The sequence below is a fragment of the Chryseobacterium sp. RR2-3-20 genome, assembly GCF_017808115.1.
Taxonomy (GTDB): domain Bacteria; phylum Bacteroidota; class Bacteroidia; order Flavobacteriales; family Weeksellaceae; genus Chryseobacterium; species Chryseobacterium oryzae.
Genome location: NZ_JADQBD010000046.1, coordinates 1 through 26,566, shown reverse-complemented (window position 1 = coordinate 26,566; position 26,566 = coordinate 1). Strand labels below are relative to the sequence as shown.

The following is a 26,566-nucleotide window of genomic DNA, read 5'->3' as shown; positions in this document are numbered from 1 at the left end:
AATGCGTCCGCAGAAAGTTTCAATGCGAAAATAAAGAACTTCAGAATGCAACTTCGAGGCGTGAGAGACAAAGCATTTTTCCTTTTCAGATTATCCAAACTTTTTGCCTAGTCCCCAACTTTTGTTACTGATCCAGTTTTTCCAATTCTTCTAAAGCTTTCACCATATCAATTCCTTTCCCTAGAACCGGTTTGAATAAATCTCCTTTTTCTTTAATTCTGTCTAACGAATTATAAATATTAAAATCTGTAATTTTCAGTCCTTTTTGTAATTCATCCCATTCTAAAGGCATCGAAACTGGTGCACCTTTTTTCGGACGAATACTGTAAACACTTGCCAAAGTCTGCCCGGAGCGGTTTTGAAGATAATCTAAATAGATTTTTTTACTGTCACGTTTTTGTAAACTTCTTTCTAAAGTGGTAATTTTTGGTAGATTTTCATGTACTTTCTTCATAAGAATATGAGCGAAATCTTTCACCTGGTCGAAATCATATTTTCTTCCCATCGGAATGTAAATATGCATTCCTGTACTTCCCGAAGTTTTACAGTACCCTTTAATTTTAATAGATTTTAAAATTTCATTTACTTGTAGAGCCGTTTCTATTACTTCATCAAATGTATTTTTTTCAGAAGGATCTAAATCTAAAACCAAAAAATCAGGATGATCCAATTGAGGTAAGGAAGAATTCCACGGATTAAAATCAATACATCCTAAATTATTCAGAAACGCCAGTATTGCTTTGTTATTACAAACTGCATAATCAATATACTTTTCAGTAGAATCAGAATAAACTTTTGTTGTTTTAATCCATTCTGGGAAAGAATCTCCAATGTCTTTTTGGTAAAATCCGGATTCTTCAATTCCGTTGGGAAAACGGTTGAGAGAAAGCGGGCGGTTTTTCAAATGTGGAAGAATGTATTCTGAAACCGACTGATAGTACTCTATAATTTCACCTTTTGTGATATTATCTTTAGGGAAATAAATTTTATTCTGATTGGTAAGTTTTATGGTATGGCGATTAAGTGAAATTTGCGTCTCATTTTGATTTTCAGAATTTTTTATGGTTTTTTCCTTAGGTATCTTATGATTTTTTTTTAGTGAATCGTTTTTGAGATCTTCAATGGTTTTGTCTTCTCGTAGTGTGACAAAAACAGGATGGCGAAATATACCGTCTTTCGTAATTTCAGAAAATTTCACCTCACATATTATTTTTGGAATCACCCATGTAACCGGCATATTGGTTTTCGGAGCAATTTCAAAAGGTGAATGTTTTACTTCTATTTTTTCAAGTTTGTGATGAATTTCTTTCAGGAGCTCAGCATTAAATCCTGTTCCGGTGTGCCCCGAATACATCAGCTTTTCATTAATAAATTTACCTAATATCAATGCTCCAAACCCTTTTCTTGAACCTCTCGGCTCTGTAAAACCACAGATTACAGCTTCTTCGGTATTGGTGAATTTTATTTTCAGCCAATCCACACTTCGGCTGTTTTCAGTATAATGACTATCAGATTTTTTGGCAATCATCCCTTCTAGGTTCATCTTTTTCATCTGATTAAAAAAAGCAATTCCTTTTTCCGGAATATGATCACAATATTTAATCAAATCAGTTTCTGTGAGAGCCTCTTTTAAAAGTTCTTTTCGATGGATGAGAGGTAGCTCTTCGGTAGAATGACCGTTGAGCCAAAGCAGATCAAATACCTGATAAGTTAAAGCTAAATTGGGGTTGTCACCAATTTGCTGTAAGAGCTGAAAGTTGGGCTTGCCATTTTCGTCATAGGCAACAATTTCGCCATCAACAATCATTTTATGTTTTTGATTTTGAAAATCTTCCGCAACTTTACTGAATTTTGACAGAAATGAAATCCCGTTTCGTGAATAAAATAAAGGTTCTTTCTTACTGAGATCGGCAATAGCACGATATCCATCCCATTTTATTTCGAAAATCCAGCCTTTATTATCAAATGCTTCCGCATGCGGTTTTGCAAGCATCGGCTTGATAAAATTTTCAATCTTTTTTTCGTCTACTAAAGAATTAAATCTTTTAAATTTTGGTTTTGCCTCCGTATTTACGGTTTCTTTTTGACGTTTTTTGGGCTTTTTTTTTCCTCTAAAAACTTTGAAACTGTTGAACTTTTCGCAACATTTTCTTCAGCATCATATTCTTCTTTGGCAAATTTATCTTTATGTTTAATGAGTAGCCATGCATTATTTTCCGCATTTTTCATCTTTATCAATGCAAATTCTCCTTTTAATTTTTTCCCATGAAGTGTAAATTTCAGAGATCCGGATTTTAACTCTTTCAGAAGTTCATTTTCATCAGAAAGTTTTGAAGTTTCATCTAAAGGTTCATAGGTTCCGCTATCCCATATTTCTACCTGACCGGCTCCGTAATTGCCTTCAGGTATATTTCCTTCAAAATCTTTGTAGTCATAAGGATGATCTTCCACCATCATTGCCAAGCGTTTATCTTCAGGATTTAAAGATGGTCCTTTCGGGACAGCCCAGCTTTTTAAAACCCCATCCATTTCCAGACGAAAATCATAATGAAGTCTGCTTGCAGCATGTCTCTGTACAACAAAAATCAGTTTACTTTTACTTTTTTTTGTCGCTCCTTTCGGCTCTGAAGTTTCATCAAACTTTCTTTTTTTATTGTAGTCCTGTAAAGCCATAGTTAAGAAGCATTTTTAGATTGAGAACCTTTCAAACTAGCCTTAAGCTGAGCCATTAAATCAATTACTTTTCCTTGTTTAGCCGGTTCAGATTTTTTAATTTTCACCGATTTTCCTTTTGCTTTTTTCTTGATAATTTTCAGGAGCTCAGCAGAATAAGTGTTTTTATAGATGGTAGGATCAAATTTTTCAGATAACTGTTCAATTAAATTTTTTGCCATCTTGAGCTCTGCCGGCTTTGGAACTTTTTTGGCAGGAATTTTCAAATCTTTATAATCCCGAATTTCTTCTGCAAAGCGCAATTTGTTCAATACCAAAACATCATCATTATAAGGTCTTATTAACCCAATCGCTTCACTTTCCCGAAGGATAAAAGTTCCGATACCGACCATTTTAGTCTGCTGAAGAGCTTTTATGAGAAGACGGTAAGCGTTTTCGCCATTTTTCTGAGGCTCAAGGAAATAAGGGGTTTCAAAGTAAACAGAATCTACTTCAGATTCTTTGACAAAATGTTCAATAGAAAGAATTTTAGACTTTTCGGGACTTGCTGCTTCGTAATCTTCATCTTCAAGAACGATGTATTTTTCGTCCATCAGATAGCCTTTTGCAATATTTGCCCACTTTACTTCTTTTCCTGTTTTTTCGTTTACTCTTTTGAATCTGATGTTCGAAAAATCTGACTTATCTAGCATATCCAAGTCCAGTTTGCTGGTTTCGGTAGCAGAATAAATTTTTATGGGGATATTAACTAACCCGAAGCCGATGGCGCCGTTCCAGATTGCTTTCATTGTAATTTGATTTCTGTAAAGTGTACAATGATTATGCCGACAAAAAATATTGAATTGTATGTGGTATCTCTATAACGGAAAATAGAGATTTAATGATCGCAAATATAGATTTCTGAATCTTTAATAATATTGAATTCGCCGAATAAATTGTTTTTTTTGAATTTCTTTATTCACAGTATTGTTAACGAGAACATTTACGGTCTCGGAGATGTTTATTTCAGTCCAATTACCATATTTATCATATGTGTAATAAGATTCTCTTATCAGTTCGTTTTTATCGTTATAATATTTCTGAGAGTTAAGATTTTTAGAGAGATCGTACTGAAAGACCGTTTTATATACCACTTTATTATTGGATATATTTTGCTTTTCTTTGGTTTCTCCTTTTAGAGTAGGGTAGGATAATTCAATTTCGAAAAGTCTTTTTTCACCTTTAGAATTGGAAGAATATCTTAAAATTTTAGTTGTGTCATTTACTTTTATATATTCGAAAGAGGTTTCGTAGATGGTATTATTGTAGTTTTGTTTTTCAAGTATCATTGTTCCTAGATTATCGTAGAAATAGCTTTTTTTAGATTCTGGAATGTTTACATTTTTATTAATTTCTTCCGTTAGAAAATTACTTTTGTTATAAAGATATTTATTACTAGAATACAATTTGTTTTCCTCATCATAACTGTCGCTTGAAATAATTTTAGATTTAGGATTATAAGAAGATTTTATTGTAGAAGTGAGATATCCATTTACTGTATAGTATTTCTCAGAAATAATATTTCCTGACTTATCTACTGTTTTATAGATTTTCTGTCTTACTGAGGGATCATTTGTTAAAAAGCCTGAATCGGGGTATTTTTCATTTTCTTTGATAGAAAATTTAGAAAAATAACGGTCAAAATCATTACCACAAGATTCGCAGAGTGTGGTGATAATTTGATTGGATTTATACTCATTTCGCTCTTCACTTCTCAAATATCCATCATTGTATTTTTTTACGATAAGAGGTCTTCCCATTGTATCGAAATTTTGAAAAAATACTGGTTTTTCTTTATTGCCATATTCGATGACGAAAGATTCTACAGTTTTTATTTTTCCTTTTAGTTTTTCATTTCCGTAAATATCAGTCTGTGCAACACCGAAAAAGCCGATAAGAATGAAAAGATAATTAATTTTTAATATTAGTTTTTTCATTTTGATAATTAAAAAAGCGGAGAAAAATCTCCGCTTCTAATTTATGCTTTTAAATTTAATTTCAATTCTAATTCATCAAGCTGTTCATTTGCAATTTCCGCAGGAGCATCAATCATTACATCGCGTCCTGAATTATTTTTAGGAAATGCTATGTAATCTCTAATTACCTCATTACCATCAAGGATAGCTACTAAACGGTCAAACCCGAAAGCCAAACCACCGTGAGGCGGCGCACCATATTTGAAAGCGTTCATCAAAAATCCGAATTGTGCTTCTGCTTCTTCTTTTGAAAAACCTAACAAATCGAACATTTTAGATTGAAGATCTTTATCGAAAATTCTGATAGAACCTCCACCAATTTCGTTCCCGTTTAAGACCATATCGTAAGCATTGGCTCTAGCTTTTCCGGGATCTGTTTCCAATAAATGAATATCTTCTGGTTTTGGAGAAGTGAAAGGGTGGTGCATTGCGTGGTAACGTCCGCTTTCTTCATCAAATTCCAATAAAGGGAAATCTACTACCCAAAGAGGTGCGAAAACATCGCCTTTTCTCAGTCCTAAACGGTTACCAAGTTCCATTCTTAATGCTGAAAGCTGAGCTCTTACTTTATTTTCGTTTCCGGAAAGAATCAACATTAAATCGCCTTCTTTCGCTCCGAATTTTTCGATGATTTTTGCTAAATCTTCCTCGTTGTAAAATTTATTTACTGATGAAGTTTTTACACCATCATTCTGGAATTTTACCCAAACCATTCCCGATGCTCCTATTTGTGGCCTTTTTACCCAGTCTACAAGTTCATCGATTTGTTTTCTAGTGTAGTCTGCGCATCCTTCAACATTAATTCCTACAACCAATTCGGCTTCATCGAATATTTTGAAATCTTTTCCTTTTACTAAGTCATTCAGTTCCACGAATTCCATTCCGAAACGGATGTCCGGCTTATCGTTTCCGTATTTCTGCATTGCATCTGCGAATGTCATTCTAGGGAAATCTCCGAATTCCTGACCGGTGATGTCTTTCAACAAAGTTTTAGTCATTCCTTCAAAAACATTCATTACATCTTCCTGCTCAACAAAAGCCATTTCGCAGTCGATTTGTGTAAATTCCGGCTGTCTGTCTGCTCTCAAATCTTCGTCACGGAAACATTTCACGATTTGAAAATATTTATCCATTCCGCCCACCATCAACAATTGTTTGAAAGTTTGCGGAGATTGGGGTAAAGCGTAAAACTGTCCCGGATTCATTCTGCTTGGAACCACAAAATCTCTGGCTCCTTCCGGTGTAGATTTAATTAAAACCGGGGTTTCAACCTCTATAAAGCCATTGTCTGAAAGGTAATTTCTTACTTTTTGAGCCATTTTGTGACGGAAAATCAGTTTGTCTTTTACCGGATTTCTTCTGATATCCAAATAACGGTATTTCATTCTCAGCTCTTCGCCGCCATCAGTTTCATCCTCAATGGTGAAAGGTGGTAGTTGAGATTCGTTTAAAACAGTAAGCTTTTCTACCAAAATTTCAATTTCACCTGTTGGAATATTAGGGTTTTTGCTTACTCTTTCTATTACTTTTCCTGTAACCTGAATGACAAATTCGCGTCCCAGTTTTTTGGCATTTTCCATCAGCTCCGCAGTAGAACGGTCTTGGTCGAAAACCAGCTGAGTAATACCGTAACGATCCCGAAGATCTATCCAAATCATAAAACCTTTATCACGAATGGTTTGTACCCATCCTGAAAGTGTAACTTCTTCATTAAGATTTTTGAGAGACAATTCTCCGTTTGTGTGCGATCGAAACATTTGTTTTAGATGTTAGATATTATACTTTAGATATTAGACTTAAAATTGTCTAAATTTTCGTTTGCAAAGATAAGGTTTTTAGGAGGTTTTAAAAATAAAAAACTCCCCGAAGGAAGTTTTGAAATATTTTAAGATAAAAATGATTAAAGAATCATGGCAATTGCAGATTGCTTGTTTTCTACGGCATAGTCTTTTGCAGTTTTACCGTCATTGTCTTTTGTATCTTTTTTGGCTCCTCTTTTCAAAAGATTTTTTGCAGCATCCATGTTTCCATATTTTGCAGCATTCATTAAAGGAGTTACTCCATCGCAAGCTTTATTTACGTCTGCTTTGTTACCCAAAAGAAATTCTGTGATGTTATTTTTTTTATATTTAATGCTATATGAAAGCACCGTTGTAGAAAGTTCTTTTACGTTTAAACATTTATCATACTCTGTTTTAGCAAAAGTTTTTTTGAAATTTTCTACGTTATCTGACTGAATTGCTCCTCTTTGGTCGCTATTTACTTCCTGTGCAGAAACCAGACTTGTAAAAGCAAGAATACCGAAAAGTAAAGTGGAGGTCAATATTTTTTTCATAACAATTTATTTTAATTTATACAAAGCTAAATATTTTTTTTGAGATATATTGCTAATTATGAATCCATTTCGTTGATTTTTTAAAAGTGAATACAGAATTTTATTAATCTTTTACATATTCTAAAAGATCTCCTGGTTGACAATCAAGAATTTTGCAGATGGCTTCTAAAGTAGATAATTTCAAGGCTTTCGCTTTGCCAGTTTTCAGAATAGATAAGTTGGCTTGGGTGATGCCTATTTTTTCTGCCAATTCTTGCGACTGCATTTTTCTTTTCGCCAACATGACGTCTATATTAATAATGATTGGCATCCATTAAATTGTTAAATCGTTTTCTAATTGAAGATCTAGAGCCTTTTTATACACTTGAGATATGATATAAACAATCCCGGAAAATAAAAAGAACTGAAAACTCCCATTGATGTCGAATGATATTGAAAAATTTCTAGATATTAATTGGCTTAAAAAATTTACTATTAATGAAATTAATCCTATAGCTAATGCCAGCTTTGCAATTTTAGAAATCATAGCGTATATTTCAAACGAAAAAAATTGATTGATTTTTATTCTATTTAGAATTTTAATAACGTTCACAAACATTACTATTTCTAAAATTCCACGTACTCCGGTGTAAAATAAGATTAAAAGTAGTTTTTCTTTTTCTAAAGATTGAATGTTTGTAAATTTTTCTCCCGCAACAGTGATGTCAATCTTCATTTCCTTTATGGATCCAATATCAATTTCTAAAATATTACTAAATATTAAAAAAAATATAACTGATAATGCGATACATAAAATGATCGTATAGATCCAAATGAAAAATGCTAAGAGTTCTAAGATAAAATTTGAATTTAGTTTCATATTATCATATTCATTAAGTAGGTAGATTAAATCATTAAATCGTTTTCAGATTGTAATTGATATCCTTTTTTGAAGAATATACAGATGAAATACATTTTAATTCCTGTAGAGATAGATTTTGGTCCGAGTAGTTTCATTGTTAAATATTTTATTATTGTAAATATATAATTAATTATTGCTTTACGATAATTAATTATTGATATTTTAAAATATTTTAATTTAACTACAAAAAAATACCGAAGCATAAACTTCGGTATTCAATATTTTTAAGATGTAAAACAATTATTTTCCTCCGAAAAGCCCACCAAGAAGATCTCCAATGCCTCCGCCTTGCTGTTTCTGTTGTCCTCCTCCAAGAACGCTTCCTAAAATATCATTCAATGGATTTCCTGAAGATTGCGATTGCCCACCTCCTAAAACACTTCCTAGAATATCGTTTAAAGGATTAGACTGCTGTTGCTGTGCCTGATTTTGAGCTCCGCCTAAAATTCCGCCTAAAAGATCTCCAAGACCTCCTGCTCCAACATTATTCTGCTGTTTTTCTTTGCCAATATATCCCATGATTACCGGAGCGAGCATTGCTAATACGGGTCCAATTTTATCAATAGAAATTCCTGTATTTTGCGATAACTGATTTTCTACGGTAGATTTTTGGTTTCCAAAAATATGCGAAAGAATAGATCCTCCTTCATTTTGTCTGGCTTCAAGCTGTGAAGGGTCATTCAAAATACTTCCGTCGTGATCTTTATCTAAAGCATTATTTAGCGCTTCAGCTTCGTTGGCATCCTGAGATTTATTTCTCAGATAATTAATTACCAAAGGCGTTGCAACTGCCAAAAGTGCGATGATTTGATTTTTGCTGATTCCGAATTTGTTTTCAGCCTGTTCTGCTACCTGATTTCCGGTACTGCCTGTTAAAAGGTCAATTAAACTCATAGTTTGTGTTTATTTTTTATTATTAAAGTGAATGAAGATTAGCAAAAATGATACCGCAAAAAAAGAATATATATTTTTCTAGAGTTTACGTATTTCAGATTCTGTGTAGCCTTTTTTCTTGAGTTCCTGAATGTATGTTTCAGCACTTTCAATCATCCAGTTGATGGGTTCTGGAGAGGTTTTTTTATCTATTACAAATTCCAGAATTCCTTTGTTTTTATTCATCCATGGAAGCATATAATAGGTAAGTCCTCCTTTGTAGCTCTTAAAATCATCAAATTTTTTTGCCTGTGGAACAAATGATATTGATATGCTGAAAGCTAAATAATATAAAACCGGCGTAAGTACACAAATCCATGAAAGTTTTTTGAAATACAAGCGTTTACCGGATGTAAGACCATACCCAATTGCTAAAGCAAATACGATATTAAAAGGCAAAAAGAATATATAATTATCTGAAACGGCATAAAATGTAGCAAAGCCATAAATTAAGACAGATGCAAGAAAGAAAATATTAAACATCTTTCTGTTCTCTCTATACAGCTTAATCATACCAATAATTCCTGCTATAACGAAAACGTTAAAGTTGTATAGTAAATATGCAACAGATTTTACAAGATCTAATGCATATTGGGTAAATGTTTTTTGGAAAGAATCTTCAATCCAATGTCCCTGATTACTGCTAAAAGGAGACAGAAGTGGATATCCCTGCGACAGATTCAGAATAAATATTGAAGAGAAAATAATAGCGAAAGATAATAATGAGTATATAACGTTCTTTTTTTCAGATTTAAAATAGAAAAGAAATAAAATATATGCCGGAATCAATAAAAAATTCTGGATATGTACCCAAATGCTTATTCCGAGAAAAATACCGGCAAAAATGATGTAGTTTTTATTTTTTTTCGATACAAAACTGTTAATCATGCATAAATAGAATAAGATTATCCATAGTGCATTATAAGTGTAAACTTCAACAATTTCGGCATTTTTCCAAAAAGTAAAACTGAACCCGAAAACGATGGCAGCAACAGCAGCATTCCAGTTTGTTTTGGTTAAATTCCGAACCGTAAGATAAACGAAAAGAACCGAAAAAGCTGCTGAAAAAATCACTAAAAACCGATTAGATTCAATCGCTCCCAATCCTGTTATTTTATTAATTAAAATGGCTGTATTGCAATAAAGGATGTGTGAGGTAGAAATAGCAACCGTCTCAAAAGTATCCAATTCGGTAATAAGGACAAACCCAACACAATCTGCAAACGGAATTTTAGAAAAACTTCCGATGTAGTAAATGACTAAAAATGAGAAAAATAATAATCCGGCGTATAAAGTTTTTTTCATTCTTAATTCTTTAAAATGGGAACATTAGAGCAGGCTTCACCAAACATAAGCGACTTTACAATCGGCTGAAGTTTTTCCACGAGTTCTATGTAAGCATTTTCCGGAATTTCTTTGTCGGAGCAGCCTTTTACCAAGACTCTTTTTCCGTTCATTTCAGAAAAATTGTAATTGGTGATGGCGTCATGCATCAATATGATTTCTAAATTTTGCAAATTTCCGTATACAATTTTCTTAGCAGTGTTGGTAAGTTTTGCAGTAATCAGAAAATAAGCCCAAAGCGGAACGATAGCATCTGTAGAGTTGTAAACATATACATAAGAATCTCTGTATTCTTCAGTATTAATTGCCTCCACCTTTTCGCGGTAATCTTTTTCTTTTAAAATCATTTCCATGAAGAGAAAATCTTTCAGGTCTATGCCTTTTCTTACTCCTTTGGGAAGCAAATCGGCAATATCAAAATTTATAAGTCCGCTTTCTGCTACTTTGTTTCTGATTTCAAATTCTTCTGCCATTTTTATCATTATCTTTGAAGCAAATTTACTCATTCTAATTTGAAATTTTGGGTTTGAAATCCGAGATTTAGAAAATCAATCATCGCTTGTCATTTTATGAAATATTATATCATTGCGGGAGAAGCTTCAGGAGATTTACACGGAAGCAATTTAATGAAAGCATTAAAGCAGAAAGATCCACACGCAGAATTCAGATTTTGGGGCGGAGATCTTATGCAAAAACAGGGCGGAACTTTAGTAAAACATTACCGCGACTTAGCTTTTATGGGTTTTTTGGAAGTAGCGATGAATTTGCGAACGATTCTCAATAATATTAAATTTTGCAAAGAAGATATCAAAAATAACAGACCCGATGTTTTAGTTTTGGTAGATTATCCGGGTTTTAATCTCAGAATTGCAAAATTTGCCAAAGAATTGGGAATTAAGGTGGTTTATTATATTTCTCCGCAACTTTGGGCTTGGAAGGAAGGACGGGTAGAAACCATCAAAAAATATGTGGATGAAATGATGGTGATTCTGCCTTTCGAAAAAGATTTTTATCTGAAACACGGCGTAAAATCTCATTTTGTAGGTCATCCTTTATTGGATGCTATTTCGAAACTCGAAGAAGTAAATGTCGATCAGTTTAAAGCTCAAAATCATTTAAACGAAAAGGAAATTATTGCACTTTTGCCCGGTTCAAGAAAACAGGAGGTCGAAAAAATGTTGGAAATGATGCTTTCTGTACGTCCGCATTTTCAAAATTATCAATTTGTAATCGCCGGTGCACCCAGTCTGGATAAAGATTTTTACCAAAAATATGTGGATGAAAACGTACATTTCGTTTCGAATAAAACCTACGATTTGCTGAGATGTTCTAAAGCGGCTTTGGTAACTTCGGGTACGGCAACTTTAGAAACTGCTTTGCTGAATATTCCCGAAGTGGTTTGCTACAGAGGAAGTAAAATCTCTTATGCGATTGCCAAAAGATTGGTGAAAAACATTAAATACATTTCTCTCGTGAACTTAATTATGGATAGGGAAGTGGTAAAAGAACTTATTCAAAATGACCTTAATACCCAAAATCTCGTTGCAGAATTAAATTTAATACTGAATGGTGAAAAAAGAGAGCAGATGCTGCATGATTTTGATCTTTTGAGAGAAAAATTAGGAGGAAGCGGTGCCAGTGATAATGCCGCCAATGTCATTCTTAAATTAGGCTAATCTTCAGCTTTTCTAAACATTCAAAAAATCACTTTTTTTATTTTTAAGAATAAAGAAAATGCTTATTATTAAGCCGATAACCGGGATAAATAATACTGCAGAAGTTAATAAAAGCTTAATGGGTAAATCGATTTTCGATTTAATAATCATCATAATAATAAAGAAAATTATTATTGTGTAGAAAGATATAATTCCTAATAAGAAATATTCAAAGTTAGAAAGGTTCATCGAGATTGTTTTTTGCAAATATAAATCTTCCAGTGAATTTTTTGCCCTGTTTTTTAAGTTTTATTTTGGTTTTTTAGTAATTTAGTTTGCTAAAACACAAGCGATTTGAAAAAACAGCCTCTTCTAATTGCAGTTATTTGCTTTATTATAGGAATTTTTTTTCAGGATTTTTTTAATCTTGAAAAAGATGGTATTATAGGAATTGTCGTCTTAATAATTTTTCTTTCTTGTTTATTTTACGTTAAAAATACATTCTTATTTAAGATAAGAAATTTAGTATTTGTAATACTTTTCTTCTTTATAGGAGTTTCAGTGCATTATTTCAATAGCAATCATTTCCAAAAGACTAATGTAAAAACTAACAGTACAATCGTTTTTAAACTTTCTAAAAAACTCAACTCGAACGAGAAATATAAAAAGTATGAAGTTTTGGCTGAAGCAGAAAATCAATCCTTTGAAGCCATTGTGAATGTCGATAAAAGTTGGGGAGATTTAGATTTCAATCATTATTATCAAGCAAAAGCATATATTGTTCAGCCGAAGAAACCGGAGCATAATTTTCAGTTCGATTATCAAAAATACCTGTCGAGAAATAATATTTTTTATCTGTGCTACATTAATGGAGAAATTTCTTCTGCAAAAAGGCAAGATTTGAGTTTTGATGAAAAAATTAAACAGAAAAGACTGGATGTTCTTCAAAGAATCAATCAATCTGAAATGTCTGTCAAAAGTAGGGAGTTTCTAAAGGGAATTATTTTGGCAGACCGAACAGAAATGGATGCGGAAACAGTTCAGGATTTCAACCGTTCGGGTTTGGTTCATTTTCTGGCTATTTCCGGAACTCATATCGTTGTTATTTTTGGGATTTTTTATTTTTTACTCGCAAGATTTTCTCCCATTTATATTAGGAAATATGCTATTGTAAGCAGTTTGGTTTTCATCTGGATTTTCGCTTTCTTTATTGGATTTGGGAGTTCTGTAGTTCGCTCATGCATCATGTTGAGTGTTTATTTTGGATATGTCATTCTTCAGCGAAAGCCAGATTTGCTGCATTCTTTGGCACTTTCAGCTTGGATAATTCTGTTGATAGATACACAGCAGATTTTCGATGTCGGTTTTCAGTTGAGTTTTTTGGCAGTTTGGGGAATTTATTGGCTTAATCAGCCTATTTTAAAATATTTTCCTAAGCCCACTAATTATGTTAAAAAATTGCTGTTCAACACAGTTTCTATTTCTCTTTCTGCCCAAATTGCTACTTTGCCTTTGGTTTTGTACTATTTTCATCAGTTTTCGCTTGTGTCTACGATTGCAAATTTTGCTATCGTTCCGTTTTCGGAAATAATTATTGTTTTTTCTTTTGTTATGACCGGTCTGTTTGCCGTAAATATAGAATTTGGGTTTCTTGATTTTATGTATGATGAACTCATTAAAATCTTGCTGAAAGTCATTCATTGGTTTGCAGATTTTGATGCTGTTTTCTTTGAAAATATTTCATTCAGTATCGTTGAGGTTTTATTCTTTTTTATCATTATTTACAGTTTGAGATTTTTGCTTGAAAAATGTAATCTGAAGAATATTTATAGGTTTGCTTTTACGATATTTTTATTTCTTTCTGTGAAGATTTCTTTTGATGTTTATGAAAATTATAGAAATGAGGTTCTTGTTTTCAATTACAAGAAAACATCTGTGATAGCTGTTAAAAATGGAGGAAATGCCCTTCTTATAATGAGTAAATCTAAGAATGAAGAAAATATTCGGAAATTTATTGTTAATCCATATATTTCTTCCAGAAGAATCAACCATTATCAAATAAAATATGTTTCAGATTCTGTAAAAACTGTTAAAATTGATAAAGATAAATACCCAATCAAATAATTCGGTGAATTTTCTTCCGAAAAAGACGCATCTTATTTAGAAAGATTACAAACTGTGCAATAGTGAGATTTCTCAGTTTTATGTATTGTTAACATTTGCTAATTTTGTGGAAAATCAAATTTAAACTCAATATGGCAGGTTTAACAAGTTCTACAATAGGTAGAAAATATGCTATGGCACTTTCAGCAATGTTTTTGCTGATTTTCTTAGTGATGCATCTCTCTACCAACATGACTTCTGTTTTTAGCGAAGATGTATTTAATCAGGCATCTCATTTTATGGGATATAATCCGGCAGTGCAGTTTCTTATGCAGCCTATTCTCGCTTTTGCGGTAATTTTCCATTTTGTAATGGGTTTTATACTGGAAGCAAGGAATAATAGTGCAAGACCCATTAATTATGCAAATAACAATGGAGCTGCTAATTCTACATGGATGTCGAGAAACATGATTATCTCTGGAGCTGTAATTCTTGCGTTTCTTGCATTACACTTCTACGATTTTTGGTTTCCTGAAATGAATTTTAAATACATTCAGGGGAATACACCGGAAGAAACAAGATATTGGGGAGAGCTTCATCATAAATTTCATGATTTATGGAGAGTAGTTCTTTATGTAGTTGCTTTTGTGCTTTTAGGATTGCACTTAGCTCACGGTTTTCAGTCTTCTTTCCAGTCTATCGGAGCAAGACATCCGAAGTATACTCCAGTGATTAAAGCATTCGGAAGCTGGTATTCTATTTTAATTCCGCTTGGATTTATTTTCATTGCAATTTTTCATTACGTAACTCAATAATATCAATATACTAATATGAGTAAATTAGATTCAAAAATTCCAGCAGGTCCGTTAAAAGACAAGTGGAAACATCATAAAGACCATATGAACCTTGTTGCACCAAACAACAGAGATAAGATTGATATTATTGTTGTAGGTACAGGTTTGGCAGGTGGTTCTGCAGCCGCAACTTTGGCGGAGCAAGGCTATAATGTAAAAGCATTTTGCTACCAGGATTCACCAAGAAGAGCGCACTCCATCGCGGCTCAAGGAGGGATCAACGCGGCAAAAAATTATCAAAACGATGGAGACTCTATCTACAGATTATTTTACGACACGATAAAAGGTGGCGATTACCGCGCAAGAGAAGCAAACGTTTACAGACTTGCGGAAGTTTCGGGAAATATCATCGACCAATGTGTTGCGCAAGGTGTTCCTTTCGGTAGAGAATACGGCGGACAGTTGGACAACCGTTCTTTCGGTGGTGTTCAGGTGAAAAGAACTTTCTACGCAAAAGGTCAAACCGGGCAGCAATTATTGTTGGGAGCATATTCCGCAATGAGCCGACAAATCGGAAAAGGAAAAATAAAAATGTACAACCGTCACGAAATGCTTGAATTGGTAGTTGTTGACGGAAAAGCGAGAGGAATTATCGCAAGAAATTTAGTAACCGGAGAAATCGAAAGACATTCTGCACACGCAGTCGTTATCGCTTCCGGAGGTTACGGAAATGTCTATTTCCTTTCTACCAACGCGATGGGTTCCAACGTTTCTGCATCTTGGAAAATTCATAAAAAAGGAGCGTATTTCGCAAATCCTTGTTATGTGCAGATTCACCCGACTTGTATTCCGGTTCACGGAACGCAGCAATCGAAATTAACTTTAATGTCGGAATCTTTAAGAAACTCAGGAAGAATTTGGGTTCCAAAAAATATTGAAGATGCTGTAGCGATTCGCGAAGGAAGATTAAGACCGGAAAATATTAAAGAAGAAGACCGTGATTATTATTTGGAAAGAAGATATCCGGCTTTCGGAAACTTGGTTCCTCGTGATGTGGCTTCCAGAGCAGCAAAAGAAAGATGTGACGCAGGTTACGGAATTGAAAATAATGATACGAAAGAAGGCGTTTTTCTAGATTTCTCTACGGAAATTATGAAAAAAGGAAAAGAAGCCGCTTTGGAAAAAAATATTCACAACCCGTCTCAACAGCAGATTTACGATTTAGGAAAAGCGTGGGTGGAAGAAAAATACGGAAACCTTTTCGTAATGTACGAAAAAATTACGGCAGACAATCCTTATGTAACTCCAATGAAGATTTATCCTGCAGTTCACTACACAATGGGCGGAGTTTGGGTTGATTATAACTTGCAGTCCACAATTCCGGGATGTTTCGTGATTGGCGAGGCGAATTTCTCCGACCACGGTGCAAACAGATTGGGTGCTTCTGCATTGATGCAAGGTTTAGCAGACGGTTATTTCGTGCTTCCTTACACGATTGCGGATTATCTTTCTGCGGACATCAGAACAGGAACAATTCCAACAAATACAGCAGATTTTGACGCTGCTGAAAAAGAAGTGAAAGACAAAATCCATTTCTTCCTTAATAATAAAGGAAAACATTCGGTTGATTACTTCCACAAAAAATTGGGCCACATCATGTGGAACAAAGTAGGAATGGGAAGAACTCCGGAAGGTTTGAGAGAAGCGATTTCTGAAATCGAAGAAGTAAGAAAAGAATTTTGGAAAGACGTTAGAGTTCCAGGTTCCAACGACGAAATGAACCCTGAATTGGAAAAAGCATTCCGTGTTGCAGACTTCTTGGAATTGGGTCAACTGATGGCGAAAGATGCCTTAACAAGAGAAGAATCTTGCGGTGGACATTTCCGTTGGGATCACGCAACACCGGAAGGAGAAGCTGAACGAGATGATGCAAATTTCAAATTTGTTTCGTGTTGGGAATATAATGGAGAAGATATTAATGCTGAAATCCTTCACAAAGAAGATTTGGTTTACGAAAATATCGAAGTGAAAACAAGAAGTTATAAATAATCTCCAAAAACAGTAAAGAAAATGAGTACAAAAAAAGGCTTAAATCTGACTCTGAAAATTTGGAGACAGAAAAACAATAAATCAAAAGGACAGTTTGAAACCTACAAACTTTCTGACGTTTCTACCGATTCATCATTCCTCGAAATGTTGGATATGCTCAACGAGCAACTGGTGAACAACGGAAGCGAACCTGTAGCTTTCGACCACGACTGTCGCGAAGGAATCTGCGGAATGTGTTCCCTTTACATCAACGGTCGTCCTCACGGTCCGGATACGGGAATTACGACTTGTCAGTTACACATGAGAATGTTCAAAGACGGTGAAACCATCACCATTGAACCTTGGAGAAGTGCGGCGTTCCCAATCATCAAAGATTTGGTGGTGGACAGAAGTGCATTCGATAGAGTAATGGCTGCAGGTGGATTTATTTCGGTAAACACTTCCGGAAGAACAACCGATGCCAATAATATTTTAGTTCCAAAACCTGAAGCAGATAAGGCGATGGACGCTGCAGCTTGTATCGGTTGTGGAGCGTGTGTTGCGACTTGTAAAAATGGTTCAGCGATGCTGTTTGTTGGAGCAAAAGTTTCCCAATATGCATTGCTTCCACAAGGTCAGGTTGAGGCGAAAAGAAGAGTTTTATCGATGGTTGCCGCAATGGATGAAGAAGGATTCGGAAACTGTTCCAACACCGGAGCTTGCGAAGTAGAATGTCCTAAAGGAATTTCTTTGGAGAATATCGCAAGAATGAACAGAGAATATATGTCAGCTTTTGTTGATAGAGGATAAAATAAATTTTAAAGATTACTATCTTTAGTGAATTAATAAAAAAATCGTCTTCATTAAATTGAGACGATTTTTTTAGTTAAATCTTTCATAAATTAAGGTTTTAAGTTGTCTTTTATACAGTTTAAAAACTTATTTTTGCTACATTATTCAAAATTAAAATGAAATCGAAAATTCAGTTATTCAAAAAAAATAATTATACAATAATGATTAAAAAATATCTTTTGTTGTTTGTCATTGCAATATTTGTAATGTCTTGTTCAAAAAAAGTTGAAGTAAAAGGGAAAATCGCTGGAGGTTCTCCATTAGAAAGAATAGAATTTGTAGAAGCTTCAGGAGTTGCTACATTGCCATTGGTTAATTTGGGACTAGACAAAGACGGAAATTTTTCCGGAGAGTTTGAAGCTCCTAAAAACGGAATGTACGTAATAAATTATGGAGGAAAACAGAATCTTATTTTCCTTAAAGGAGGAGAAAAAGTAAATATCTCTGGTTCTGCAGCTACTTTTCCGGGTGAATATGTAGTAAATGGTGATGCTAAAAACGATAATGACTTTTTTCAGGCTTGCCAAAAATTTCTCTCAACTTACGGACAAACTTTAAATATCCAAGAGTTAATTAGCGGTGATGAAGCTAAGTTTGTAAAAGGAATGCAAAAAATAGAAGCAGACATCAATAAGAATATCGACGAGAATGTTAAAAAATTCAATCCGGGTAATGAAGTTGTTGATTGGAAAAAAATGGATGCTAAAGTTGCTGTACTTAATCTGATGGTGAATTATGAAATGAGTAAGAAACAAACCTCTAACAATCCTTCTTTCAAAATGGGTAAGGCGTTTACAGATTACGAAAATAAACTTCAGGAAAATAAAGATGCAATGGTAAAAGCAAGTCCGTTTTACAGACAGTATCTTTTAACTAAAATGAGCAGCGATTTCCAAAAGTTTGCACAATCTAAATCTCAGGCAAAAGCAGATCTTACCACTTCTGAAATATTTGTTGATTATTTGAAAACTAAAAAAGATGTCTCTCAAACCGAAAAAGATTATCTTTTGGCATTTGTTATAGCTCAGTCTGATATTCATCCGCAAACTCCGGCTAAAACAGCAGATAAAATTAAAAAGATTATCGAAGAAGAGATTAAAGATTCAAGGATTAAGGCAGACTTGAAAAAAATGCAGTTTACTATCGCTGGATTTAAAATTGGTGATGATGCTCCGGAAGCTACTTTGGTAAAACAAGATGGTTCTGCTTATAAATTGAGCGAGAACAAAGGTAAACCTTATATGTTGGTTTTTTATGCTTCTTGGAATCCTTATATTGCAGAAGGTACTGTTCCTGTAATGAAAGAAGTTGTTAATTTTTACAAATCTAAAATGAATTTTGTCTATGTAAATTTAGACGATACCAAAGAACAGTTCATTAAGACAAGTAATGCAATGCTGAAAGGAATTCCGGGAACTAATGTTTACGGAGAGGGAGGTTTAAACTCTGATATTGCTAAGAAATATGGAATTTACAGTTTTAAACTGCCTAATTTCATTATTGTAGATAAAAACGGTAAAATTGCAAGCAGACCATTCGTAAACCTTGGTGATCAGGAGTTGGTTAATATTCTAGATAAGCAAACTGGTTTGTCTGCACCTAAAGTAGAAGCGCAACCACAGCTTCAGCTAGATCCTGCAACTTTCCAAAAAGCTACGAAAGTGGAAGAAGCTCCTAAAGCATCTCAGACAAAATAATTATTACTAAAAAATGATAAACAAAAACCTTGTCTTCGGATAAGGTTTTTTTTATTGTACTTTTGCAATCGATTTTGTGCCTGAAAGTTTTAGGCTTTAAAATGTTATATAATTAAATAAAGGATTTAAGATCCTGATATCAATTCAATGAAAAAGAAGAAAAATTTAGTTCTTGAAAATATACAGCTGGTTTCTGCAGGAGCAAAAGGTGTAGCAATTGGGCGAACCGAAGAAGGTAAAGCCGTTATGGTTTCTGGTGCTATTCCCGGAGATATTGTGAACGTAAGAGTAAAAAAGGCGAAATCTAAATATTTTGAAGGCGAAGCATTAGAAGTAATTCAGCGTTCGCCTTACCGTGTAGAGCCAAAATGTATTCATTTCGGAACTTGCGGCGGATGCAAATGGCAAAATATGAGCTACGAAAAACAGCTCGACTTTAAGCAGGAAGAAGTTTATAACAATATTAAAAGAATTGGCGGAATAGAAAATTTTGAAACGATGCCAATTTTAGGATCAGAAGAACAATATTTTTATCGTAACAAAATGGAATTTTCTTTTTCTAATTCCCGTTGGCTTACGCAGTATGAAATCAGTTCCGAGGAAAATTTCGGAAACAGAGATGCTCTCGGCTTTCATATTCCCGGAATGTGGAGCAAAATTTTAGATTTAAAAGAATGTTTTCTTCAGGAAGATCCGTCTAATTCAATACGTTTGGCGGTGAAAGAATATGCGGTAAAAGAAGGCTTAGATTTTTTCGATGTTAAAAATCAGGAAGGTTTTCTAAGGACATTAATGATGAGGCAAAACTCAAAAGGGGAGTGGATGATCCTTTTTCAATTATACAGAGAAGAAAAAGAAAACAGAGAAAAATTTTTCGCTTACCTGTTAGAAAAATTTCCGCAGATTAAAACATTAGTATATGCGATTAATCCTAAACAAAATGATTCTATTTACGATTTAGACATTCATGTTTATTTTGGTGAAGGATTTTTAATGGAAGAAATGGATGGCTTGAAATTTAAAATAGGACCTAAATCATTCTTTCAGACCAACTATAAACAAGCTTTGGAGTTGTACAGAAAAACTTTGGAATTTGCTGATCTTAAAGGTGATGAAGTTGTATACGATTTGTATACCGGAACCGGAACAATTGCCCAATATGTAGCAAGAAATGCAAAACAGGTAATTGGTATAGAGTCTGTTCAGGAAGCTATAAACGCAGCCACAGAACACGCCGAATTAAATGGACTTACCAATACTACTTTCTATTGTGGAGATATGAAAGATGTTTTTACAGAAGAATTTTTAGCCAGTCATCCCAAAGCAGACGTTTTAATTACAGATCCTCCAAGAGACGGAATGCATCAAAAAGTGGTAGAGCAGATTTTAAAATTAGCACCCGAAAAAGTTGTGTATGTAAGCTGTAATTCTGCAACACAGGCAAGAGATTTGGCTCTCATGAAAGACGATTATCAACTTGTGAAAATTCTTCCGGTAGATATGTTTCCACAAACACATCATGTGGAGAATATTGCTCTTTTAATAAAGAAATAATTAAGTAAATTTGGTACTACATTCAATCACATAAACATGGCAAAATACTGTAAAACACTGTTACTTTTTGGTACTTTAATGCTCTTTCAGCAAAATGTCTTTTCTCAGATTAAAGATTCTGTTGCCATAAAAACAGATACTCTTAAGGCTAAAAAAGATGATAAAGACAAAAAGAAAAGTTCAATAAAATCTTTTAAAGAAATTATTACCGATAAAGCGGTTTCGGATGAAGGTGTTTTCACAGTACATAAAGTAGAAGATAAATATTACTTTGAAATTCCCGATTCAGTTCTTAAAAAAGAATTTCTACTTGTAACAAGACTTACAAAAGCAGCAGCAGGAATGCGTTCCGGAAATTCGGGTTATGCGGGAGACCAAATTGGGCAGGAAGTTATCGCTTTTGAAAAAGGTCCGAAAGATAAAATTCTCCTCCGCTCTATTTCTTTTGTAGATTATGCTAAAGATTCCACTTCGGATATGTATAATTCGGTGACGAGAAATAATGTACAATCCATCATCAAGTCTTTCGATATTAAAGCGTATGGAATCAACAAAAACTCGTCAGTTATTGAGGTAACAGATATTTTGAATTCGGATAATGAGCTCACTTCTTTTTCGGTTTATACCAAAGAAAATTATAGAATTGGATCTTTTCAGAAAGATATGTCATTCATTAATTTTGTAAAATCATTTCCTACCAATGTAGAAATTAATACCACTAAAACTTTTGCAAGAACAGCAGGAAGAGCTAATCCGCTTATAAAAGAAACTCCAAAAGTAAGTGGGAATTATACAGTAGAAATTAATTCTTCTTTTGTTTTGCTTCCGGAAAATAAAATGCAGCCAAGGTTTTTTGACCCCAGAGTAGGATATTTTACAGTAGGATATACAGATTTCGATCTGGATCCTCAAGGCGTGAAAAGAATTTCACTCATAAAAAGATGGAGACTAGAGCCGAAACCTCAGGATTTGGCAAAATACAATAGAGGTGAATTGGTTGAGCCAATAAAACCAATAGTTTTTTACATTGATCCTGCCACTCCTAAAAAATGGGTTCCTTATCTTATTCAAGGAGTGAATGATTGGCAAAAAGCTTTTGAAAAAGCAGGATTTAAAAATGCCATTTATGCAAAAGTTCCGGATCCGAAAGTAGATACCGAATGGAGTCTTGAAGACGCAAGATTTTCTGCCATTGTTTACAAACCTTCTGATGTGCCTAATGCTTCCGGTCCATCCATTTCAGATCCCAGAACAGGAGAAATAATGGAAAGTCATATCAACTGGTATCACAATGTAATGTCACTTCTCAGAAACTGGTATTTTATACAGGCTTCACCCAACGATCCTAGAGCCAGAAAAATGGAATTCGATGAAAAACTGATGGGTGAACTCATCCGTTTTGTTTCTTCTCATGAAGTTGGTCATACTTTAGGCTTAAGACATAATTATGGTTCGAGTTCAACGGTTCCGGTTGAAAAACTAAGAGATAAAAAGTGGCTGGAAAAAAACGGACATACGCCATCTATTATGGATTATGCAAGATTCAATTATGTGGCACAACCTGAAGATAATATCGGAGCTTCGGGTATTTTTCCAAGAATTGGAGATTATGACGACTGGGCAATAGAATGGGGTTACAAAAGATTTAATCAGTTTAAAACTCCGGTTGCCGAAAAAGAATTTTTAAACAAATGGGTGATTAAAAATTTAAAAAATGAAAGATTATGGTTCGGTACGGAAACCAATCCTTTAGATCCGAGGTCACAAAGTGAGCAGGTAGGAGATAATGCGATGATTGCAAGTGCTTATGGAATAAAAAATCTTAAAAGAATTGTTGATAATCTAAACGAATGGACAAAAACTCCTAATGAAGATTATGAAAATCTTGGGATGATGTACGATCAGGTAACTTTACAGTTCAGAAGATATTTGGGACATGTTTCTAAATATATTGGCGGACAAATGGAAACTCCTAAAACAGTGGAGCAATCTGGCAGTGTTTATGAAGTTGTTGCTAAGAAAGATCAGCAGGAAGCCATGAAATTTCTTTCGGAAAATATTTTTGTTACTCCTCAGTGGTTGTTGAAAGAAGATATCTTTCAAAAAACAGGCAGAACTCCGGTAAAAACAGTTGAAGAAATTCAAAATAGTGTTCTGGGAAGAATATTGAGTCCACTTGTGCTGCAAAGTCTTTACCAGACATCTGCTTTAGACACCAATGCATATTCGTTAACAGATTTGTTTTCTGATCTTAATAATTCTATCATTAAAAAAGATAAGCTTGATGCTTTCGGGAGAAATCTACAGCGAAATTATGTTGAAAATCTGATGAAATATGCAGATGTAAAAAATATGGATAAAACCGATGTTTCATCTATTGTTAGAGGAAATTTAATGGCTATTAAAAAAGATCTTTCAGAAAGAGTTTCAACTGCGGATTTGGTGAATAAATATCACTACGAAGATTTGGTTTTCCGTATAGAAAAAGCTTTAGGTCCTAAATAGAGATTAGCTTCGCATCATATTAAATTAAATGTATGAAATATTTAAAATTAACTCTTTTGCTTTTTGTTTTTTCATCGGTTATTTCCTGTGGCGGAGATGATGATATATGCGAAAACGGCGAAGGAACACCTCGTATGAAAATGATGTTTAAAACAGGTGGAAAGGTTACGAAATTAGATTCTATAAAAGTATTTGCCAATTTAGGAAACTCAATAGTCGATTTTGGGTGGAGAACAAAAGTAGATTCTGTTTTTGTACCATTAAGAGTAGACGATTCTCCTTACACGGATATTTACATAAAAACTTCGGCTAAAAAAGATTCTTCAAAAATCAGGGTAAATTATACCGCTAAATCTATTTATGTTTCTCCAGGTTGTGGGGTAAAAAGAAATTACGAAAACCTGAATTCAGTTTTATTGTTATCAAATTCTGTTAAAAGTCTTGAGCAGGGACAAAATTTTATTCAAAATGAAGAAAAAACCAATTTATATCTTAATTTTTAGCATCATGGGCATTATTTCTGCCTTTGCACAGGAGAAAAAAGATGCCGAAAAGCCAAAATGGAAATATGAACCCAACTTTATGATAGGTTTTGATGTTTTGAATACCGGAGTTTCTTTTTTTTCGGATAGACAGCTTTTTCAAGGGTTTATTTCATCAAACATTAAAGATAATCTTCATGGAGTCGTAGAAGCTGGTTTTGATAAAAATATTTATGATAAAAATGGGTACGATGCCAAAGCAAGTGGTCCTTTCATGAAAGTTGGAGCTTTTTATATGCTGGCTCGCGACAGAGAAAACGATTTTAATGGTTTCTACGGAGGAGGAAAAATTGGGGGATCCTTTTATAAACAAGAATATATGGCAATACCTGTACGGGGATTTGGTGGAAATAGCTTTGCGGTTTCAATGCCTTCTTCATCGCAGTCGTCATTTTGGATAGAAGCAAGTCTTGGAGGAAGAGTACAGTTATTTGAAACCAATTTTTATATTGATGTCAATATGCAGCCTCACTATTTAGTATATACCAGTAAACAAGATGAAGTGATGCCAATGATAGTTCCCGGATTTGGTAGAAGTTCTTCAAAGTTCAACATGGGTTTTGCATGGAATATAGCATATAAATTTTAGAAGGAATTAAAATTATCAACAAAATAAAAAAGAGCAGTTTTTAATTGCTCTTTTTGTTTTCTGTAAGTTTTCGAATTAAATCATAAAGATTTTTGAGTTCTTTAGGCGGATTTCCCGAATCGAAAGTGGTAGAATGATATTCTTTTCTATCTTTTGTTATGGTTATTACGGATGCTAATGCAGCATCTGTGAATCTTTTAGTGCTTGTAGATTGAAAAGTAAATATTTTGTTAACATCTATTTCGTTGGCAGTTTTTACAATAGAATTCCAATCAGATAATAATATTGGCGATGTAGCAATATAACCATTTACAGATTTTTCGATATTTTCCGGCGTCCATTTAAAAACTCTTTGTGTTCCTCGAGTTGTTTCAGAAAGAATAACTGAAGTAACTGTATGTTGTGCTACTTGGGATTTACTTTTACAGTTAAAAGCAACAAGAATCAACGCTAAAAAGAAGATTAAATTTTTCATTTTTTGATGATAAGTATAATTGTTTGGATTTTGATATGCAAATTAAGTTTTTTTTAATTAAACTAATTGTTAACATAATATAGTTATTGTATTATATTTGTAAAGATTTAATCCAAAGAATTCCTCGAGACTTGTCTCGGGGTGAAAAGAGGAAAAGTTTGAAAAACGGATGGTTTTTCATCAAACAAAAAAAATTAAATTCCACTAATACCTCGTGGGCTTGCCCCGGGGTTATTTATTTTAATTTTTATAAAATGAGAAATTATACAATTTCAAAGGTATTTTTCGTTTTATCAGCTCTTTTATGTTCATTTTTTTATGGACAAAAATTGGAAGGAGGGCTGTTATTCGGAAAGGCTTACACAGTTGATGAAATTAGGATGCTAATGGTATAGTGCGATGTGCATCTACTGGTTATGAGAAGTTTTTGCAGGATAAATATCCAAGCAGAATGAGCAATGCGCAATTCGAAGCGTGGCTTAAACCTCTTATTGAAAATTCAAAGCAGAGCAAATCTCAAAATGGAGGGATTATAACAATTCCCGTTGTTGTACACGTAATACATTCAGGGCAAGATTACGGTGTTGCTCCTAATATTACGGATACTCAGATTCAGTCTCAAATTACTGTAATGAACAACGATTACAGAAAACGTGTTAACACTCCTGGTTATAATTCTAATCCTGTAGGAGCGGATATTATGATTCAGTTTGAGTTAGCGAAAGTAGACCCGAATGGAAATCCTACCAGTGGAATTGATAGAACTAATTTATGCTACGATATTTGGACACAAGCAGGTGTTAATTCGTATGTTAAACCACGTACAATCTGGGATCCTACCAAATATATGAATATGTGGAGTGTTAAGTTTGGAGGAGCTAATTGGGATCTTTTAGGATATGCACAATTTCCATCAAATTCCAATTTACCAGGTTTAGATGCAAACGAAGGTTTGGCTTATACAGACGGTGTAGTAGCAAACTATTCTGCCTTTGGAAGTATTGATTATAATGATGGAACTTTTATTCTGGATGCAACGTACAATAGTGGTAGAACTATGACCCATGAAGTGGGGCACTTTTTAGGATTGAGACATATTTGGGGAGATCAATCTTGTGGAGATGATTTCAGTGCAGATACTCCAGTACATGCGACTGCAAATAGCGGCTGTCCTGCACATCCTAAGTCTAATAGTTGCGGTACTTCAGATGAAATGTTCGAAAATTATATGGATTACACGGTAGATGCTTGTATGAATATCTTTACTAGTGATCAAAAAGACAGAATCACTGCGGTCATGAACAATTCGCCGAGAAGAATGGAGCTTAAATCTTCAACTACAAATATGGCAATTCCTCTTTTTGCCAACGATGCAGAGGTGAAACTTGAAAGGAGTTGTTCAACTGAAAATTCTACTTGCGGAGGGACTGCTACCAAAAATATTAAAATACCTGTTGTGCATTTAGGAATTAAAAAAAAAAAAGATTGTCCATTTGATTAAAAAATCGTATATTTAATTGATTACCAAGTTATTAAATACATGAACAATCTTATTCAAAACTACAAAATTA

23 protein-coding genes and 1 pseudogene are annotated in these 26,566 nt (G+C 33.8%); 12 read left to right on the top strand and 12 right to left on the bottom strand.

Annotation, left to right across the window (positions count from 1 at the left end):
• Positions 1-111, top strand: a pseudogene (locus IV513_RS15845) (DDE transposase); the annotation flags it as partial.
• 13 nt (positions 112-124) lie between these two features.
• Here IV513_RS15845 and ligD read toward each other — a convergent pair.
• From ligD to IV513_RS10865, 11 genes are all read right to left on the bottom strand, one after another.
• Complete coding sequence (gene ligD, locus IV513_RS10915; protein ID WP_209390606.1) at positions 125-1,993, bottom strand: DNA ligase D; 1,869 nt, start codon at positions 1,991-1,993, stop codon at positions 125-127.
• Positions 1,994-2,070: 77 nt separating this feature from the next.
• Complete coding sequence (locus IV513_RS10910; protein ID WP_209390605.1) at positions 2,071-2,673, bottom strand: DNA polymerase ligase N-terminal domain-containing protein; 603 nt, start codon at positions 2,671-2,673, stop codon at positions 2,071-2,073.
• A 2-nt stretch (positions 2,674-2,675) separates the two neighbouring features.
• Positions 2,676-3,461, bottom strand: a complete 786-nt coding sequence (locus tag IV513_RS10905; protein ID WP_209390604.1) for a Ku protein — start codon at positions 3,459-3,461, stop codon at positions 2,676-2,678.
• A 120-nt stretch (positions 3,462-3,581) separates the two neighbouring features.
• On the bottom strand, positions 3,582-4,649 hold the full coding sequence (locus IV513_RS10900) for a hypothetical protein (protein ID WP_209390603.1): 1,068 nt from the start codon (positions 4,647-4,649) through the stop codon (positions 3,582-3,584).
• A 41-nt stretch (positions 4,650-4,690) separates the two neighbouring features.
• Positions 4,691-6,445: an aspartate--tRNA ligase gene (aspS, locus tag IV513_RS10895; RefSeq protein WP_209390602.1), complete on the bottom strand. Its 1,755-nt coding sequence runs from the start codon at positions 6,443-6,445 to the stop codon at positions 4,691-4,693.
• Between the two features lie 143 nt (positions 6,446-6,588).
• Positions 6,589-7,023, bottom strand: a complete 435-nt coding sequence (locus IV513_RS10890; RefSeq protein ID WP_209390601.1) for an ankyrin repeat domain-containing protein — start codon at positions 7,021-7,023, stop codon at positions 6,589-6,591.
• Between the two features lie 103 nt (positions 7,024-7,126).
• Positions 7,127-7,333: a helix-turn-helix transcriptional regulator gene (locus tag IV513_RS10885; RefSeq protein WP_209390600.1), complete on the bottom strand. Its 207-nt coding sequence runs from the start codon at positions 7,331-7,333 to the stop codon at positions 7,127-7,129.
• 3 nt (positions 7,334-7,336) lie between these two features.
• Positions 7,337-7,882 carry a DUF2975 domain-containing protein gene (locus IV513_RS10880; RefSeq protein ID WP_209390599.1) on the bottom strand — a complete coding sequence of 182 codons (546 nt, stop codon included), beginning with the start codon at positions 7,880-7,882 and terminating at the stop codon, positions 7,337-7,339.
• A 282-nt stretch (positions 7,883-8,164) separates the two neighbouring features.
• Complete coding sequence (locus IV513_RS10875) at positions 8,165-8,818, bottom strand: DUF937 domain-containing protein (protein ID WP_209390598.1); 654 nt, start codon at positions 8,816-8,818, stop codon at positions 8,165-8,167.
• Positions 8,819-8,896: 78 nt separating this feature from the next.
• A complete protein-coding gene (locus IV513_RS10870; protein WP_209390597.1) occupies positions 8,897-10,162 on the bottom strand; it encodes a DUF2723 domain-containing protein in 1,266 nt (421 codons plus the stop codon).
• 2 nt (positions 10,163-10,164) lie between these two features.
• Positions 10,165-10,674, bottom strand: coding sequence for a DUF2480 family protein (locus IV513_RS10865; protein ID WP_209390596.1), 510 nt, complete (start codon positions 10,672-10,674; stop codon positions 10,165-10,167).
• A 96-nt stretch (positions 10,675-10,770) separates the two neighbouring features.
• Here IV513_RS10865 and lpxB point away from each other — a divergent pair, with 96 nt between their 5' ends.
• From lpxB to IV513_RS10815, 10 genes are all read left to right on the top strand, one after another.
• Positions 10,771-11,877 (top strand): lipid-A-disaccharide synthase, encoded by a 1,107-nt coding sequence (gene lpxB / locus IV513_RS10860; RefSeq protein ID WP_209390595.1) that lies wholly within the window; start codon positions 10,771-10,773, stop codon positions 11,875-11,877.
• Between the two features lie 333 nt (positions 11,878-12,210).
• Positions 12,211-13,980, top strand: a complete 1,770-nt coding sequence (locus tag IV513_RS10855) for a ComEC/Rec2 family competence protein (RefSeq protein WP_209390594.1) — start codon at positions 12,211-12,213, stop codon at positions 13,978-13,980.
• 131 nt (positions 13,981-14,111) lie between these two features.
• The gene (locus IV513_RS10850; RefSeq protein WP_209390593.1) at positions 14,112-14,774 is read left to right on the top strand and encodes a succinate dehydrogenase cytochrome b subunit; all 663 of its coding nucleotides are present in this window, start codon (positions 14,112-14,114) and stop codon (positions 14,772-14,774) included.
• A gap of 15 nt (positions 14,775-14,789) precedes the next feature.
• Positions 14,790-16,802, top strand: coding sequence for a fumarate reductase/succinate dehydrogenase flavoprotein subunit (locus tag IV513_RS10845; protein ID WP_209390592.1), 2,013 nt, complete (start codon positions 14,790-14,792; stop codon positions 16,800-16,802).
• Between the two features lie 21 nt (positions 16,803-16,823).
• A complete protein-coding gene (locus tag IV513_RS10840) occupies positions 16,824-17,591 on the top strand; it encodes a succinate dehydrogenase/fumarate reductase iron-sulfur subunit (protein ID WP_209390591.1) in 768 nt (255 codons plus the stop codon).
• 248 nt (positions 17,592-17,839) lie between these two features.
• Positions 17,840-19,330 (top strand): TlpA disulfide reductase family protein, encoded by a 1,491-nt coding sequence (locus IV513_RS10835; protein WP_245168927.1) that lies wholly within the window; start codon positions 17,840-17,842, stop codon positions 19,328-19,330.
• A 147-nt stretch (positions 19,331-19,477) separates the two neighbouring features.
• Entirely contained in the window at positions 19,478-20,884 is a 1,407-nt protein-coding gene (gene rlmD / locus IV513_RS10830) for a 23S rRNA (uracil(1939)-C(5))-methyltransferase RlmD (protein WP_209390590.1), read from the top strand.
• Positions 20,885-20,920: 36 nt separating this feature from the next.
• The gene (locus IV513_RS10825) at positions 20,921-23,389 is read left to right on the top strand and encodes a zinc-dependent metalloprotease (RefSeq protein WP_209390589.1); all 2,469 of its coding nucleotides are present in this window, start codon (positions 20,921-20,923) and stop codon (positions 23,387-23,389) included.
• Positions 23,390-23,421: 32 nt separating this feature from the next.
• On the top strand, positions 23,422-23,892 hold the full coding sequence (locus IV513_RS10820; protein ID WP_209390588.1) for a DUF6452 family protein: 471 nt from the start codon (positions 23,422-23,424) through the stop codon (positions 23,890-23,892).
• Positions 23,858-24,520, top strand: a complete 663-nt coding sequence (locus tag IV513_RS10815) for a DUF6048 family protein (RefSeq protein WP_209390587.1) — start codon at positions 23,858-23,860, stop codon at positions 24,518-24,520. Before IV513_RS10820 ends, IV513_RS10815 begins: the two co-directional genes overlap by 35 nt.
• Positions 24,521-24,560: 40 nt before the next feature.
• On the opposite strand, the gene IV513_RS10810 is transcribed toward IV513_RS10815, so the two are convergent.
• Positions 24,561-24,995 carry a hypothetical protein gene (locus IV513_RS10810; protein ID WP_209390586.1) on the bottom strand — a complete coding sequence of 145 codons (435 nt, stop codon included), beginning with the start codon at positions 24,993-24,995 and terminating at the stop codon, positions 24,561-24,563.
• A 451-nt stretch (positions 24,996-25,446) separates the two neighbouring features.
• Here IV513_RS10810 and IV513_RS10805 point away from each other — a divergent pair, with 451 nt between their 5' ends.
• A complete protein-coding gene (locus IV513_RS10805) occupies positions 25,447-26,496 on the top strand; it encodes a zinc metalloprotease (RefSeq protein WP_209390585.1) in 1,050 nt (349 codons plus the stop codon).
• Positions 26,497-26,566 lie beyond the last annotated feature (70 nt).

Excerpts from the sequence above, each read along its gene's own strand:
- IV513_RS10875 (WP_209390598.1), bottom strand. The coding sequence starts at position 8,818 with ATGAGTTTAATTGACCTTTTAACAGGCAGTACCGGAAATCAGGTAGCA.
- IV513_RS10885 (WP_209390600.1), bottom strand. The coding sequence starts at position 7,333 with ATGCCAATCATTATTAATATAGACGTCATGTTGGCGAAAAGAAAAATG.
- lpxB (WP_209390595.1), top strand. The coding sequence starts at position 10,771 with ATGAAATATTATATCATTGCGGGAGAAGCTTCAGGAGATTTACACGGA.
- IV513_RS10905 (WP_209390604.1), bottom strand. The coding sequence starts at position 3,461 with ATGAAAGCAATCTGGAACGGCGCCATCGGCTTCGGGTTAGTTAATATC.
- rlmD (WP_209390590.1), top strand. The coding sequence starts at position 19,478 with ATGAAAAAGAAGAAAAATTTAGTTCTTGAAAATATACAGCTGGTTTCT.
- IV513_RS10890 (WP_209390601.1), bottom strand. The coding sequence starts at position 7,023 with ATGAAAAAAATATTGACCTCCACTTTACTTTTCGGTATTCTTGCTTTT.
- IV513_RS10815 (WP_209390587.1), top strand. The coding sequence starts at position 23,858 with ATGAAGAAAAAACCAATTTATATCTTAATTTTTAGCATCATGGGCATT.
- IV513_RS10850 (WP_209390593.1), top strand. The coding sequence starts at position 14,112 with ATGGCAGGTTTAACAAGTTCTACAATAGGTAGAAAATATGCTATGGCA.
- IV513_RS10805 (WP_209390585.1), top strand. The coding sequence starts at position 25,447 with ATGAGCAATGCGCAATTCGAAGCGTGGCTTAAACCTCTTATTGAAAAT.
- IV513_RS10825 (WP_209390589.1), top strand. The coding sequence starts at position 20,921 with ATGGCAAAATACTGTAAAACACTGTTACTTTTTGGTACTTTAATGCTC.
- IV513_RS10840 (WP_209390591.1), top strand. The coding sequence starts at position 16,824 with ATGAGTACAAAAAAAGGCTTAAATCTGACTCTGAAAATTTGGAGACAG.
- IV513_RS10880 (WP_209390599.1), bottom strand. The coding sequence starts at position 7,882 with ATGAAACTAAATTCAAATTTTATCTTAGAACTCTTAGCATTTTTCATT.
- IV513_RS10910 (WP_209390605.1), bottom strand. The coding sequence starts at position 2,673 with ATGGCTTTACAGGACTACAATAAAAAAAGAAAGTTTGATGAAACTTCA.
- IV513_RS10835 (WP_245168927.1), top strand. The coding sequence starts at position 17,840 with ATGTCTTGTTCAAAAAAAGTTGAAGTAAAAGGGAAAATCGCTGGAGGT.
- aspS (WP_209390602.1), bottom strand. The coding sequence starts at position 6,445 with ATGTTTCGATCGCACACAAACGGAGAATTGTCTCTCAAAAATCTTAAT.
- IV513_RS10900 (WP_209390603.1), bottom strand. The coding sequence starts at position 4,649 with ATGAAAAAACTAATATTAAAAATTAATTATCTTTTCATTCTTATCGGC.
- IV513_RS10870 (WP_209390597.1), bottom strand. The coding sequence starts at position 10,162 with ATGAAAAAAACTTTATACGCCGGATTATTATTTTTCTCATTTTTAGTC.
- ligD (WP_209390606.1), bottom strand. The coding sequence starts at position 1,993 with ATGCTTGCAAAACCGCATGCGGAAGCATTTGATAATAAAGGCTGGATT.
- IV513_RS10865 (WP_209390596.1), bottom strand. The coding sequence starts at position 10,674 with ATGGCAGAAGAATTTGAAATCAGAAACAAAGTAGCAGAAAGCGGACTT.
- IV513_RS10820 (WP_209390588.1), top strand. The coding sequence starts at position 23,422 with ATGAAATATTTAAAATTAACTCTTTTGCTTTTTGTTTTTTCATCGGTT.
- IV513_RS10810 (WP_209390586.1), bottom strand. The coding sequence starts at position 24,995 with ATGAAAAATTTAATCTTCTTTTTAGCGTTGATTCTTGTTGCTTTTAAC.
- IV513_RS10845 (WP_209390592.1), top strand. The coding sequence starts at position 14,790 with ATGAGTAAATTAGATTCAAAAATTCCAGCAGGTCCGTTAAAAGACAAG.